Source organism: Bacillus cereus group sp. N21 (assembly GCF_016483395.1).
Lineage (GTDB): Bacteria > Bacillota > Bacilli > Bacillales > Bacillaceae_G > Bacillus_A > Bacillus_A pseudomycoides.
The window spans coordinates 25,211-40,637 of record NZ_JAEHBX010000032.1 but is presented as its reverse complement, the minus strand read 5'-3'; the positions used below and the strand labels follow the sequence as shown (position 1 = coordinate 40,637).

Below are 15,427 nucleotides of genomic sequence, written 5' to 3'. Positions count from 1 at the left end.
AAATAAATGGATGGGCGCACATCCTCGGGGGTTCCCGGAATGAAGGCGTAAACGTGGGAGGTTATTCCGCTAAAACCACATTCAAGGAGGAAATAAACATGGCTAAAAGAGGTAAAAAGTACGTAGAAGCTGCGAAGCTTGTTGATCGTGCAACTGCATACTCTGCAACAGAAGCAGTAGAATTAGTAAAGAAAACAAACACAGCTAAATTTGATGCAACTGTAGAAGCTGCATTTCGTTTAGGTGTTGACCCTAAGAAAGCTGACCAACAAATTCGTGGTGCAGTTGTTCTTCCACACGGTACTGGTAAAGTTCAACGTGTATTAGTATTCGCTAAAGGCGAAAAAGCAAAAGAAGCTGAAGCTGCTGGCGCTGACTTCGTAGGTGATACTGATTACATCGGCAAAATCCAACAAGGTTGGTTCGATTTCGATGTAGTAGTAGCAACTCCTGACATGATGGGTGAAGTTGGTAAACTTGGTCGTGTATTAGGACCTAAAGGTTTAATGCCGAACCCTAAAACTGGAACAGTTACTTTCGATGTAACAAAAGCTGTTAACGAAATCAAAGCTGGTAAAGTTGAATACCGCGTTGATAAAGCTGGTAACATCCATGTTCCAATCGGTAAAGTATCTTTCGAAGATGCTAAACTAGTAGAAAACTTCAAAACAATTGCTGACACGCTGTTAAAAGCTAAACCAGCTGCTGCAAAAGGTACTTACATGAAGAACGCAACTGTTGCTTCTACAATGGGACCTGGCGTACGTGTAGACGTTTCTACAATCGCGTAAAAATTGGAAGTTGACTTCATAAAGAAGTTTTAATATAATCATTTATGTTGTGAATTTAAATAGTGTACCGTAGACAGTGGGTGCCAACTTGGCTTAATTTCCCACCTAGGTGTTAATATACGAAACGGAATTTTTTCTGTGACTATATGCCTCCATGTCTACAATTGGGCATGGGGGTTTTTTAGTGCACTGTCGGTACATCTTCTATATAATCTACAGGAGGTGTAATAACATGAGCAAAGCAATCGAAACTAAACAACAAGTTGTAACTGAAATCGCTGAAAAACTTCGCGAAAGTAAATCTACAATCGTTGTTGACTACCGTGGTTTAACAGTTGCTGAAGCAACAGAATTACGTAAAAACTTACGTGAAGCTGGCGTTGAGTTCAAAGTTTACAAAAACTCTTTAACTCGTCGTGCTGCAGAATCTGTTGAAATGGCTGGGTTAAACGAATTCTTAACAGGACCAAACGCAATCGCGTTCAGTAACGAGGATGTAATTGCTCCTGCGAAAGTTTTAAACGACTTCGCTAAAGATCATGAAGCTTTAGAAATTAAAGCAGGCGTAATCGAAGGTAAACTTGTATCACTTGATGAGGTTAAAGCTATCGCTACTCTTCCATCACGTGAAGGCTTACTTTCTATGCTTCTTAGCGTTCTTCAAGCTCCAATGCGTGGTCTTGCAATCGCTACTAAAGCAGTTGCAGATCAAAAAGAAGAGCAAGGCGCTTAATTTTCAAAAGATAATTACGTGTTATCGATAAAACAATAAGAACCTAATTAAGGGAGGATATTTACAATGACTAAAGAACAAATCATTGAAGCAGTTAAATCTATGACTGTATTAGAACTTAACGACTTAGTAAAAGCTATCGAGGAAGAATTCGGCGTAACTGCTGCTGCTCCTGTAGCTGTAGCTGGTGGCGCTGGTGAAGCTGCTGCTGAGCAAACTGAATTTGATGTTGTACTTGCTAGCGCAGGCGCACAAAAAATCAAAGTTATCAAAGTTGTTCGTGAAATCACTGGTCTTGGCTTAAAAGAAGCTAAAGAAGTAGTTGACAACACTCCAAAAGCAGTTAAAGAAGGCGCTTCTAAAGAAGAAGCTGAAGAAATCAAAGCTAAACTTGAAGAAGTTGGCGCTTCTGTAGAAGTTAAGTAATTAACTTTTGAAGCTATAAAAAAGCTCGCTCTTATGCGGGCTTTTTTTTTAACTGTAAAGAAGAGAGGTGGCCATATGGCAGACCATTATTTTTCTAATGACCCTTCGAGCAAAAGTGATCGTAAACGATGGGAATATACATTGCGAGGATCTCAATTTGCTTTTTTATCTGACCATGGGGTGTTTTCGAAAAACGAGGTGGACTTTGGTTCTCGTCTTTTAATTGAAGCGTTTCAAATGCCGGATATTAAAGGTGACGTATTAGACGTGGGATGTGGATACGGTCCAATCGGTTTGTCGTTAGCGAAAGAGTTTCAAGAGCGTAGCGTTCACATGGTGGATGTGAACGACAGGGCACTTGGACTTGCAAAAGAAAATGCTGCTAATAACAAAATTGAAAACGTTCGTATTTTTCAAAGTAGTGTCTATGAAAATGTAGATGGCAAGTATGCTGCTATTCTATCTAATCCTCCAATTCGTGCTGGTAAGCATATCGTGCATGAGATTTTAGAAAAAGCTGCCCTTCATCTAGTGTCGGGTGGAGAGCTTTGGATTGTTATTCAAAAGAAACAAGGTGCACCATCTGCGCTTAAAAAACTAGAGGAAACATTTTCTGAAGTTGAAGTTGTAGAAAAGAAAAAAGGATATTATATCATAAAATCAAAAAAACGTTGACGGTTATTTTTGGCTATGTTAACATTATACAATGCCAATATATGATTTTCTGCGTTGAGAACGATGTATATTTTTGCTTCTCTTGGAAAAGATAGTAAAATCAGCAGATGATGAAACAGAATGATGGTTTTCTTATAGAAGCCATTTTTCTTTTTTGAGCAGGTAGAAAGACTCAACGTATCTATCTTTGAGAGAAAAAAGCTGCGCTACTGGCGTTAGCTATATTTATTTGTGATTTTGCACAATTTTTTTGTGCATTTATAATACTCATGATTTGAGGGGTGAAGCAGTTGACAGGTCAACTAGTTCAATACGGACGCCACCGCCAACGAAGAAGTTATGCCCGTATTAGTGAAGTATTAGAGTTACCAAATCTTATCGAAATTCAAACCTCTTCTTATCAGTGGTTTCTTGATGAGGGTTTGCGAGAAATGTTCCAAGACATTTCTCCGATTGAAGACTTTACGGGAAATCTATCGCTTGAATTTATCGACTACAGCTTAGGTGAACCTAAATACTCTGTAGAAGAATGTAAAGAGCGTGATGTGACGTATGCAGCACCACTTCGTGTGAAAGTTCGTCTAATCAATAAGGAAACTGGTGAAGTAAAAGAACAGGATGTGTTCATGGGAGATTTCCCACTCATGACAGAGACAGGAACATTCGTAATTAACGGTGCAGAACGTGTTATCGTTTCCCAGTTAGTTCGCTCTCCAAGCGTATACTATAGTGGCAAAGTGGATAAAAACGGAAAACGTGGTTTTACTGCTACTGTAATTCCAAACCGCGGAGCTTGGTTAGAGTATGAAACAGATGCTAAGGATGTTGTATATGTGCGTATCGACCGTACGCGTAAACTTCCTGTAACTGTTTTGTTACGCGCATTAGGGTTTGGCTCTGATCAAGAAATCACCGAGCTTTTAGGTGATAACGAATACTTAAGCAATACGCTAGAAAAAGACAACACAGATAGCACAGAAAAAGCATTGCTTGAAATTTATGAGCGTCTACGCCCAGGTGAACCACCAACAGTAGAAAATGCGAAAAGCTTGCTTGTTTCTCGCTTCTTTGATCCGAAGCGCTACGATTTAGCAAATGTAGGTCGTTACAAGATCAACAAAAAGTTACACATTAAAAACAGATTGTTTAACCAACGCTTAGCTGAAACATTAGTAGATCCAGAAACTGGAGAAATTTTAGCGGCAGAAGGAACAATCTTAGACCGTCGTACACTAGATCGCATTTTACCTTACTTAGAGAAAAACATTGGATTCAAGACAGCGAAACCAATGGGTGGAGTGGTAGAAGGCGATGTTGAGCTGCAATCGATTAAGATTTATGCTCCAGAGTCAGACGGTGAACGTTCTATCAATGTAATTGGGAATGCAAATATCACTCGTGACGTAAAACACATCACACCAGGTGATATCCTTGCTTCTATTAGCTACTTCTTTAACTTACTATACAAAGTAGGGGATACAGATGATATTGACCATTTAGGAAACCGTCGTCTTCGTTCTGTAGGGGAGTTATTACAAAACCAATTCCGCATCGGTCTTTCTCGTATGGAACGTGTTGTTCGTGAGAGAATGTCGATCCAAGATACAAATGCAATTACACCGCAAGCGTTAATTAACATTCGTCCGGTTATTGCATCTATTAAAGAGTTCTTCGGAAGTTCTCAGTTATCTCAGTTCATGGACCAAACAAACCCATTAGCAGAGTTAACACACAAACGAAGACTATCCGCATTAGGACCTGGTGGTTTAACGCGTGAGCGTGCAGGCTTTGAAGTACGTGACGTTCACTACTCTCACTATGGTCGTATGTGTCCAATCGAAACGCCAGAGGGACCAAACATCGGTTTGATCAACTCATTATCTTCATTCGCGAAAGTAAATGAGTTTGGTTTCATTGAAACACCATACCGTCGTGTTGATCCAGAAACTGGACGTGTAACGGGCCATGTTGATTACTTAACAGCAGATGAAGAAGATAACTATGTTGTAGCCCAAGCGAACATGAAATTATCTGAAGAAGGGGAATTCCTTGATGAAGATATCGTAGCTCGTTTCCGTGGTGAAAACATTGTCACAAATAAAGAACGTATCGATTACATGGATGTATCTCCAAAACAAGTAGTGTCCGCAGCGACAGCTTGTATTCCGTTCTTAGAAAACGATGACTCCAACCGTGCACTTATGGGTGCGAACATGCAACGTCAGGCGGTTCCGTTAATGAATCCGGAATCTCCGATTGTAGGTACAGGTATGGAGTACGTATCAGCAAAAGACTCAGGAGCTGCAGTAATCTGTAAACATCCTGGTACTGTTGAGCGCGTAGAAGCACGTGAAGTTTGGGTACGTCGCTATGTAGAAGTTGACGGTCAAAAAGTAAAAGGCGATTTAGATCGCTACAAAATGTTGAAATTCATTCGTTCTAACCAAGGAACTTGTTACAATCAACGTCCAATTGTAAGTGTTGGAGATCAAGTTGTAAAAGGTGAAATCCTTGCGGATGGTCCTTCTATGGAAAAAGGTGAACTAGCACTTGGACGTAACGTGCTTGTTGGCTTTATGACATGGGATGGTTATAACTACGAGGATGCAATCATCATGAGTGAGCGCCTTGTAAAAGATGATGTGTACACTTCTGTCCATATTGAAGAATATGAATCGGAAGCTCGTGATACGAAGCTTGGACCAGAAGAAATTACACGTGATATCCCGAATGTTGGGGAAGATGCACTTCGTAATCTTGACGAGCGCGGTATTATTCGCGTCGGTGCTGAAGTAAAAGATGGAGATCTACTTGTTGGTAAAGTAACGCCAAAAGGTGTAACAGAATTAACAGCAGAAGAACGTCTATTACATGCAATCTTCGGTGAAAAAGCACGTGAAGTACGTGATACATCACTACGTGTACCACATGGTGGTGGCGGTATTATCTTAGACGTAAAAGTATTCAACCGTGAAGATGGCGATGAATTGCCACCAGGTGTGAACCAACTTGTACGTGCATATATCGTTCAAAAACGTAAAATTTCTGAAGGTGACAAGATGGCCGGTCGTCATGGTAACAAAGGTGTTATCTCTCGTATTTTACCAGAAGAAGATATGCCTTACTTACCAGATGGCACGCCAATCGATATCATGTTGAACCCATTAGGGGTACCATCTCGTATGAATATCGGTCAGGTATTAGAGCTTCATCTTGGTATGGCAGCAAGATACCTTGGCATCCATATTGCAACGCCAGTATTCGATGGTGCTCGTGAGGAAGACGTATGGGGTACAATCGAAGAAGCTGGTATGGCAAATGATGCGAAAACAATCCTTTATGATGGACGTACTGGTGAACCATTCGACAATCGCGTATCTGTTGGTGTCATGTACATGATCAAACTTGCGCACATGGTTGACGATAAACTTCATGCTCGTTCTACTGGACCATACTCACTTGTAACGCAGCAACCTCTTGGAGGTAAAGCTCAGTTCGGTGGACAGCGTTTCGGTGAGATGGAGGTTTGGGCACTTGAAGCTTACGGTGCTGCTTATACTCTTCAAGAAATCTTAACAGTGAAGTCTGATGATGTTGTTGGACGTGTTAAGACGTACGAAGCAATTGTTAAAGGTGAAAATGTTCCAGAACCAGGCGTTCCAGAATCATTCAAAGTATTGATTAAAGAACTGCAAAGTTTAGGTATGGACGTTAAAATGATGTCTAGTGACGATACAGAAATTGAGATGCGTGATACGGAAGATGATGATCATCAATCAGCAGACAAATTGAATATCGAAGTTGAGACAACTAAGGAATAATTGGGATAACCTGTAGACTAAAAGGGAGGTAGGCCCCTTGATAGATGTAAATAACTTTGAATATATGAAGATTGGACTTGCTTCACCTGACAAGATTCGTTCTTGGTCATACGGTGAAGTTAAGAAACCAGAAACGATTAACTATCGTACGTTAAAGCCTGAAAAAGATGGCTTGTTCTGTGAGCGTATTTTCGGACCACAAAAGGACTGGGAATGTCATTGCGGAAAATATAAACGTGTACGTTATAAAGGTGTAGTTTGTGATCGATGTGGCGTTGAAGTAACGCGTGCAAAAGTTCGTCGTGAACGTATGGGCCATATCGAATTAGCTGCTCCTGTATCTCATATTTGGTATTTCAAAGGTATCCCGAGCCGCATGGGACTTGTCTTAGACATGTCCCCTCGCGCGCTTGAAGAAGTAATTTATTTCGCTTCTTATGTTGTAACAGAAAGTGGAGATACACCACTTGATAAGAAGCAATTACTTTCTGAAAAAGAATACCGTGCATATCGTGATCGATATGGTAGCACATTCCAAGCTGCTATGGGTGCAGAAGCAATTAAGAAGCTATTACAAGACATCGATTTAGATAAAGAAGTAGACTTCTTAAAAGAAGAATTAAAAACAGCACAAGGACAACGCCGTACTCGTGCTATTAAACGTCTAGAAGTATTAGAAGCATTCCGTAACTCTGGAAATGAGCCATCTTGGATGATCTTAGATGTTCTTCCAGTTATCCCGCCAGAACTACGCCCAATGGTACAGTTAGATGGTGGACGTTTTGCAACTTCTGACTTAAATGATTTATATCGTCGTGTAATTAACCGTAATAATCGTTTAAAACGTCTATTGGACTTAGGTGCACCAAGCATCATCGTTCAAAACGAAAAACGTATGTTACAAGAAGCTGTAGACGCATTAATCGATAATGGTCGTCGTGGCCGTCCAGTTACTGGACCAGGTAACCGTCCATTAAAATCACTATCTCACATGCTTAAAGGTAAACAAGGACGTTTCCGTCAAAACTTATTAGGTAAACGTGTTGACTACTCTGGCCGTTCTGTAATCGTTGTAGGACCGAACTTAAAGATGTATCAATGTGGATTACCGAAAGAGATGGCGCTTGAACTGTTCAAACCTTTCGTTATGAAAGATTTAGTGGAAAAAGGATTAGCACACAACATTAAGAGTGCGAAGCGTAAAATCGAGCGTGTACAACCTGAAGTTTGGGATGTTTTAGAATCTGTGATTAAAGAACACCCTGTACTTCTAAACCGTGCTCCAACGCTTCACCGTCTTGGTATTCAGGCGTTCGAACCTACATTAGTAGAAGGACGCGCAATCCGTCTTCATCCACTTGTATGTACTGCATACAACGCGGACTTTGATGGTGACCAAATGGCGGTTCACGTTCCGTTATCATCAGAAGCTCAAGCGGAAGCTCGTCTTCTTATGTTAGCGGCACAAAACATCTTGAACCCGAAAGATGGAAAACCAGTTGTTACTCCATCTCAGGATATGGTATTAGGTAACTACTACTTAACACTTGAGCGCGAGGGTGCAATTGGTGAAGGTATGGTGTTCAAAGATGCAAATGAAGCATTGCTTGCATATCAAAATGGATATGTACATCTGCACACACGTGTTGCAGTTGCTGCAAGTTCAGTAAACAACGAAACATTTACTGAAGAGCAAAAGAGCAAACTTCTATTAACAACAGTTGGTAAATTAATGTTTAACGAAATCTTACCGAAGTCGTTCCCTTATATTAACGAACCGACAAATTCAAACCTTGAAAAAGAAACACCAGCGAAGTATTTCGTTGAAAAAGGTGCGAACATTAAAGAGATTATCGCTAGTCGTGAAGAAGTGGCGCCATTTAGCAAGAAAATCCTTGGAAATATCATTGCGGAAGTATTTAAACGTTTCCAAATTACGGAAACATCTCGTATGCTTGATCGCATGAAAAACTTAGGATTTAAATATTCTACAAAAGCTGGTATTACAGTTGGGGTAGCGGATATTCTTGTATTAGGTGAAAAAGATGAAATTCTCCACGAAGCACAAGCAAAAGTGGATAATGTAATTAAACAATTCCGTCGCGGTTTAATCACGGAAGAAGAACGTTACGATCGTGTTATCTCTATTTGGAGTAATGCGAAAGATGTTATCCAAGGAAAACTGATGAAATCCTTGAATAAGCGCAATCCAATCTTCATGATGAGTGATTCTGGTGCCCGTGGTAACGCATCGAACTTTACTCAGCTTGCTGGTATGCGTGGTTTGATGGCAAACCCATCTGGTCGTATCATTGAACTTCCAATCAAATCAAGTTTCCGTGAAGGTTTAACAGTACTTGAGTACTTCATCTCTACGCATGGTGCGCGTAAAGGTCTTGCCGATACAGCACTTAAAACTGCCGATTCTGGTTACTTAACACGTCGTCTTGTAGACGTTGCACAAGATGTAATTGTCCGTGAAGATGATTGTGGAACAGATCGTGGTTTACTAATTGGTGCGATTAAAGAGGGTAATGAAGTTATTGAGTCATTATATGACCGTCTTGTTGGACGTTTTGCAAGAAAAACTGTAAAACATCCTGAAACAGGTGAAGTATTAGTTGGTGAAAACCAATTAATTACTGAAGATATCGCTCATATCGTTGAAAATTCGGGTGTTGAAACTGTAAACATTCGTTCAGCGTTTACATGTAATACTCGCCATGGTGTATGTAAGAAGTGTTACGGTCGTAACTTAGCAACTGGTACAGACGTAGAAGTAGGAGAGGCGGTAGGTATTATCGCAGCTCAATCTATCGGTGAGCCAGGTACACAGTTAACGATGCGTACGTTCCATACAGGTGGGGTTGCCGGGGATGATATCACACAAGGTTTACCTCGTATCCAAGAGATCTTCGAAGCTCGTAATCCGAAAGGTCAGGCAGTTATCAGTGAAATCGACGGTGTTATCGCAGCGATCAACGATGTTAAAGATCGCCAAGAAGTAGTTGTACAGGGTGAAGTTGAAGCTCGTACGTATGCTATTCCTTACGGTGCTCGTCTGAAAGTAACTCCAGGACAGCCTATCAGTCACGGAAAAGAGTTAACAGAAGGTTCTATTGATCCGAAAGAATTATTAAAAGTAACTGATATTACAGCAGTTCAAGAATACTTACTACGTGAAGTTCAAAAAGTATACCGTATGCAAGGGGTAGAAATTGGTGATAAGCACGTAGAAGTAATGGTTCGCCAAATGCTTCGTAAAGTTCGCGTAAGCGATGCTGGTGAAACTGATGTATTACCAGGAACGTTACTAGACATCCATCAGTTCACTGATGCGAATGCGAAGGTGTTACTATTAGGTAAACAACCAGCAACGGCTAGACCGGTTCTTCTTGGTATTACAAAAGCTTCACTAGAAACAGATTCATTCTTATCTGCAGCATCGTTCCAAGAAACAACTCGTGTTCTAACAGATGCAGCAATTAAAGGAAAACGTGATGAACTTCTAGGATTGAAAGAGAATGTTATTATCGGTAAACTTGTTCCTGCTGGAACAGGTATGAATCGTTATCGCAAAGTGGATCTTGTGAAAACAACACAAGATGACATGAATGTAGAAAACGATGAAGTTTATGTGGAACAGTAAAATTTTCCGTCGTAAATTTTGTATAAAAACAGATAATCCTAGTTGACATTATATGAGTCAAAATGTTACTATAAGCAAGGTTGCTCCTGAACGATGCTTTGGAGGATATGTATATGTCTTATCAAAAAGTGTCAACTGCTGAAAATGTAGTCGTTGGTCATAAACGAACATTGGAAGCAATCAAAAATGGTACAGTTAAAGAAGTTGTCATTGCAGAAGATACTGACATGCGGTTAACCCATGTTATTACTCGTACTGCATTGCAATATAACGTACCCATAACCAAAGTTGAATCAATTCGTAAACTTGGAAAAGTTTCGGGGATTCAAGTGGGAGCTTCAGCAATAGGAATAATAAGTTAAAACTGTTTTTGTGAGGAGAGAGCATTTGCTCTTCCTTGCAAAAACTTTGTTTTCAACTAATAATGAACCACCTGGATATGTGGTCATACAAACATGCGAAGGGAGGATAAATCAAATGCCTACTATTAACCAATTAGTGAGAAATGGTCGTACTGATAAAGTATGGAAATCTAAATCACCTGCGTTAAACAAAGGTTTCAACTCTTTAAAGAAAAAATCAACTGATATCTCTGCACCTCAAAAACGTGGTGTGTGTACTCGTGTTGGTACAATGACTCCAAAGAAACCGAACTCAGCGTTACGTAAATACGCTCGTGTACGTTTAACAAATGGTATCGAGGTTACAGCTTACATCCCAGGTATCGGTCATAACCTACAAGAGCATAGCGTAGTATTAATTCGCGGTGGTCGTGTAAAGGATTTACCAGGGGTACGTTACCACATCGTTCGTGGTGCGCTTGATACAGCTGGTGTTGACAAACGTATGCAAGGACGTTCTAAATATGGTACTAAGCGACCAAAACCTGCTAAAAAATAATAAACTTAAAATGAAAGGAGGAACTCAATATGCCTCGTAAAGGACCTGTTGCGAAACGTGACGTGTTACCAGATCCAATGTACAATTCTAAACTTGTAACACGCCTAATCAACAAAATGATGGTTGACGGTAAAAAAGGTAAATCTCAAACAATTCTTTATAACGCGTTCGATATCGTTCGTGAACGTGCTGGTAAAGAGCCTATGGAAGTATTCGAGCAAGCTCTTAAGAACATCATGCCTGTTCTTGAAGTACGTGCTCGTCGTGTTGGTGGTGCTAACTACCAAGTTCCAGTTGAGGTTCGTCCAGAACGCCGTACAACTTTAGGTCTTCGCTGGTTAGTAAACTATGCTCGTCTTCGTGGTGAAAAAACTATGGAAGAGCGTCTAGCTTACGAAATCTTAGATGCAGCTAACAACGCTGGTGCATCTGTTAAGAAACGTGAAGACACTCATAAAATGGCAGAAGCTAACAAAGCATTTGCTCATTACCGTTGGTAGGATTCAACGTAAAATAAATGTATGCATAAACCGCTTTATTTGTCGCTTATGGAAGTGTGGAGAGGGAGAATGCCTCTCCCTTTCGTTGGGCGCTCGTTTTACATAATGAGGGTACTGGACACTGGCATATGTAACAATATAAAGTGGCTTTTTTGCTACTTAAAATAAAATAATCCAATCCATATATGGAAGGAGCAAGACACCAAATGACAAGAGAGTTCTCTTTAGAAAACACTCGTAATATTGGTATCATGGCTCACATCGATGCTGGTAAAACAACAGCAACTGAGCGTATTCTGTATTACACAGGACGTATTCATAAAATCGGTGAAACTCATGAAGGTGCATCTCAGATGGACTGGATGGAGCAAGAGCAAGAGCGTGGTATCACAATTACTTCTGCTGCAACTACAGCTCAATGGAAAGGTCACCGTGTAAATATCATTGACACTCCAGGACACGTAGACTTCACAGTAGAAGTAGAACGTTCTTTACGCGTACTTGATGGTGCGGTAGCGGTACTTGATGCACAATCTGGTGTAGAACCACAAACAGAAACTGTTTGGCGTCAGGCTACTACTTACGGCGTACCTCGTATCGTATTCGTTAACAAAATGGATAAGATCGGTGCAGATTTCTTATACTCTGTAGGAACAATCCACGATCGTTTACAAGCAAACGCACATCCAATTCAGTTACCAATCGGTGCTGAGGACGAGTTCAATGGTATCATTGACCTTGTTGAAGAGTGTGCTTACATGTACGGTAACGATTTAGGAACAGACATCGAGCGTGTTGAAATTCCTGAAGAGCACAAAGAACTAGCTGAAGAATACCGTGGAAAACTTATTGAAGCGGTAGCTGAGCTTGATGAAGAAATGATGATGAAGTACCTAGAAGGTGAAGAAATTACTGTAGAAGAGCTTAAAGCTGGTATCCGTAAGGCTACAACTTCTGTTGAATTCTTCCCAGTAATCTGTGGTTCTGCATTCAAAAATAAAGGTGTTCAGATTCTGTTAGACGCAGTTATTGACTACTTACCATCTCCATTAGATGTACCTGCTATTAAAGGTACTCTTCCGGATACAGATGAAGCTGTAGAACGTAAGTCTAGCGATGAAGAGCCATTCGCAGCTCTAGCATTCAAAATCATGACTGACCCTTATGTTGGTAAATTAACGTTCTTCCGTGTATATTCTGGTGTGTTAAACTCTGGATCATACGTGAAAAACTCAACTAAAGGTAAGCGTGAGCGTGTAGGACGTATCCTACAAATGCACGCTAACAGCCGTGAAGAGATTTCAACAGTTTACGCTGGTGATATCGCTGCTGCTGTTGGTTTAAAAGATACTACTACTGGTGATACTCTTTGTGACGAGAAGAGCCTTGTTATCCTTGAGTCTATGGAATTCCCAGAGCCAGTTATCTCTGTAGCTATCGAACCAAAATCTAAAGCTGACCAAGATAAAATGGGTACAGCATTATCTAAGCTTTCTGAAGAAGATCCAACATTCCGTGCTCACACTGACCAAGAAACTGGCCAAACAATCATCGCTGGTATGGGTGAACTTCACCTTGATATCATCGTTGACCGTATGCGCCGTGAATTCAAAGTGGAAGCAAACGTTGGTGCTCCTCAGGTAGCATACCGTGAAACTTTCCGTGCTGCTGCGAAAGTTGAAGGTAAGTTCGCTCGTCAATCTGGTGGTCGTGGACAATTCGGTCACGTTTGGATTGAGTTTGAACCTAATGAAGAAGGTAAAGGATTCGAATTCCAAAACAAGATCGTCGGTGGTGTAGTTCCGCGTGAATACATCCCAGCTGTTGGAGCAGGTCTTGAAGATGCACTTAAAAATGGTGTACTAGCTGGTTATCCACTAGTTGACATTAAAGCTGCATTAGTTGATGGATCTTACCATGATGTTGACTCCTCTGAGATGGCGTTCAAAATCGCTGCATCTATGGCGCTTAAAGCTGCGGTTTCTAAATGTAGCCCAGTAATTCTTGAGCCAATGATGAAAGTTGAAGTTGTAATTCCTGAAGAGTACATGGGTGACATTATGGGTGACGTAACATCTCGTCGTGGACGTGTAGAAGGTATGGAAGCTCGCGGTAACGCACAAGTTGTTCGCGCTATGGTTCCACTTTCTGAAATGTTCGGTTATGCAACGTCATTACGTTCTAACACGCAAGGACGCGGAACATTCTCAATGACATTTGATCATTATGAAGAAGTACCGAAGTCTGTTTCAGAAGAAATTATCAAAAAAAATAAAGGTGAATAATTGATTTTTATCGATTGTTCAAGTATAACTACTTATGTAAGCTTAGAAAGTGGGACTTAAGTTTCACTTTCTAGTCTAAATATAAAATAACCTATATAAACTAAGGAGGAATTTAGAATGGCTAAAGCTAAATTCGAACGTTCTAAACCCCATGTTAACATCGGTACAATCGGCCACGTTGACCATGGTAAAACTACATTAACTGCTGCGATCACTACAGTTCTTGCAAAAGCTGGTGGTGCTGAAGCACGCGGATACGACCAAATCGATGCTGCTCCAGAAGAAAGAGAGCGCGGTATCACAATCTCAACTGCACACGTTGAGTACGAAACTGAAACTCGTCACTATGCACACGTTGACTGCCCAGGTCACGCTGACTATGTTAAAAACATGATCACTGGTGCTGCTCAAATGGACGGCGGTATCTTAGTAGTATCTGCTGCTGATGGCCCAATGCCTCAAACACGTGAGCACATCCTTCTTTCTCGTCAAGTAGGTGTTCCTTACATCGTTGTATTCTTAAACAAATGCGACATGGTAGACGACGAAGAATTATTAGAATTAGTAGAAATGGAAGTTCGCGACCTATTATCTGAATACGGATTCCCAGGCGACGATATTCCTGTAGTTAAAGGTTCTGCTCTTAAAGCTCTTCAAGGAGAAGCTGAGTGGGAAGAAAAAATCATCGAATTAATGGCTGAAGTTGATGCTTACATCCCAACTCCAGAACGTGAAACTGACAAACCATTCTTAATGCCTATCGAGGATGTATTCTCTATCACAGGTCGTGGTACAGTTGCAACTGGTCGTGTAGAGCGTGGAGTAGTTAAAGTTGGTGACGTAGTAGAAATCATCGGTCTTGCTGAAGAGAACGCTTCTACAACTGTAACTGGTGTAGAAATGTTCCGTAAACTTCTTGACCAAGCTCAAGCAGGAGACAACATTGGTGCTCTACTTCGTGGGGTTGCTCGTGAAGACATCCAACGTGGACAAGTTCTTGCTAAAAGCGGTTCTGTAAAAGCTCACGCTAAATTCAAAGCTGAAGTTTTCGTATTATCTAAAGAAGAAGGTGGACGTCACACTCCATTCTTCGCTAACTACCGTCCGCAATTCTATTTCCGTACAACTGACGTAACTGGTATCATCCAATTACCAGAAGGTACTGAAATGGTAATGCCTGGTGACAACATCGAAATGACTATCGAACTTATCGCTCCAATCGCAATCGAAGAGGGAACTAAATTCTCTATTCGTGAAGGTGGACGTACAGTAGGTTACGGTGTAGTTGCTACAATCGTTGCTGAATAATCTTTAAATAGATTATTAAAAACTCAAGGGATTCTCCCTTGAGTTTTTTTATTGCTTGTTTATATAGAAGAATGAGGTGCATTTTCTATTTTTGAATGAGTTTCTTCTATAGTATATAAAACGAAAGTAACGACCAAAAATTGTAAGTTAAATGAGAGTAGATGAAAACTTGAAATTCTTTAAAGTGCCATGTATAATAGCAAAAGTAGAGAAAAGTAGATGCAAACAAAAAGATGCTTGCATCTAGACGAATAACATTGTATAATAGACAATGTTGGTCTTTGACTGCGATGAAGTGGAAGGTTGCTGACACACCCGGCCGCTTTGCCATGGCATGGT

General features: G+C 40.6%; 11 protein-coding genes and 1 other annotated feature. All 11 genes read left to right on the top strand.

Going from position 1 to position 15,427, the window contains the following annotated elements; all coding sequences use genetic code 11:
* Nucleotides 1–98: 98 nt before the first annotated feature.
* The 11 genes from rplA (at nt 99) to tuf (ending at nt 15,088) form a co-directional block, all read left to right on the top strand.
* Entirely contained in the window at nt 99–791 is a 693-nt protein-coding gene (gene rplA / locus JDS96_RS17910) for a 50S ribosomal protein L1 (protein WP_003205496.1), read from the top strand.
* A 49-nt stretch (nt 792–840) separates the two neighbouring features.
* Nucleotides 841–983: a sequence feature (ribosomal protein L10 leader region), on the top strand.
* Nucleotides 984–1,023: 40 nt separating this feature from the next.
* Entirely contained in the window at nt 1,024–1,524 is a 501-nt protein-coding gene (gene rplJ, locus JDS96_RS17905; protein WP_003194331.1) for a 50S ribosomal protein L10, read from the top strand.
* A 66-nt stretch (nt 1,525–1,590) separates the two neighbouring features.
* Nucleotides 1,591–1,950, top strand: coding sequence for a 50S ribosomal protein L7/L12 (gene rplL / locus JDS96_RS17900; protein WP_003194333.1), 360 nt, complete (start codon nt 1,591–1,593; stop codon nt 1,948–1,950).
* Between the two features lie 75 nt (nt 1,951–2,025).
* Nucleotides 2,026–2,625: a class I SAM-dependent methyltransferase gene (locus JDS96_RS17895; protein WP_199667602.1), complete on the top strand. Its 600-nt coding sequence runs from the start codon at nt 2,026–2,028 to the stop codon at nt 2,623–2,625.
* A gap of 290 nt (nt 2,626–2,915) precedes the next feature.
* A complete protein-coding gene (gene rpoB / locus JDS96_RS17890; RefSeq protein ID WP_199667601.1) occupies nt 2,916–6,446 on the top strand; it encodes a DNA-directed RNA polymerase subunit beta in 3,531 nt (1,176 codons plus the stop codon).
* A gap of 37 nt (nt 6,447–6,483) precedes the next feature.
* Nucleotides 6,484–10,095: a DNA-directed RNA polymerase subunit beta' gene (rpoC, locus tag JDS96_RS17885; protein ID WP_003194339.1), complete on the top strand. Its 3,612-nt coding sequence runs from the start codon at nt 6,484–6,486 to the stop codon at nt 10,093–10,095.
* Between the two features lie 113 nt (nt 10,096–10,208).
* Nucleotides 10,209–10,457 (top strand): ribosomal L7Ae/L30e/S12e/Gadd45 family protein, encoded by a 249-nt coding sequence (locus JDS96_RS17880; protein ID WP_199667600.1) that lies wholly within the window; start codon nt 10,209–10,211, stop codon nt 10,455–10,457.
* A gap of 115 nt (nt 10,458–10,572) precedes the next feature.
* A complete protein-coding gene (gene rpsL, locus JDS96_RS17875) occupies nt 10,573–10,995 on the top strand; it encodes a 30S ribosomal protein S12 (protein WP_001142341.1) in 423 nt (140 codons plus the stop codon).
* Nucleotides 10,996–11,024: 29 nt separating this feature from the next.
* Nucleotides 11,025–11,495, top strand: coding sequence for a 30S ribosomal protein S7 (gene rpsG, locus JDS96_RS17870; protein WP_003194344.1), 471 nt, complete (start codon nt 11,025–11,027; stop codon nt 11,493–11,495).
* Between the two features lie 206 nt (nt 11,496–11,701).
* Nucleotides 11,702–13,780: an elongation factor G gene (gene fusA / locus JDS96_RS17865; RefSeq protein WP_018767347.1), complete on the top strand. Its 2,079-nt coding sequence runs from the start codon at nt 11,702–11,704 to the stop codon at nt 13,778–13,780.
* A 117-nt stretch (nt 13,781–13,897) separates the two neighbouring features.
* A complete protein-coding gene (gene tuf, locus JDS96_RS17860; RefSeq protein WP_003205504.1) occupies nt 13,898–15,088 on the top strand; it encodes an elongation factor Tu in 1,191 nt (396 codons plus the stop codon).
* Nucleotides 15,089–15,427: the final 339 nt, after the last annotated feature.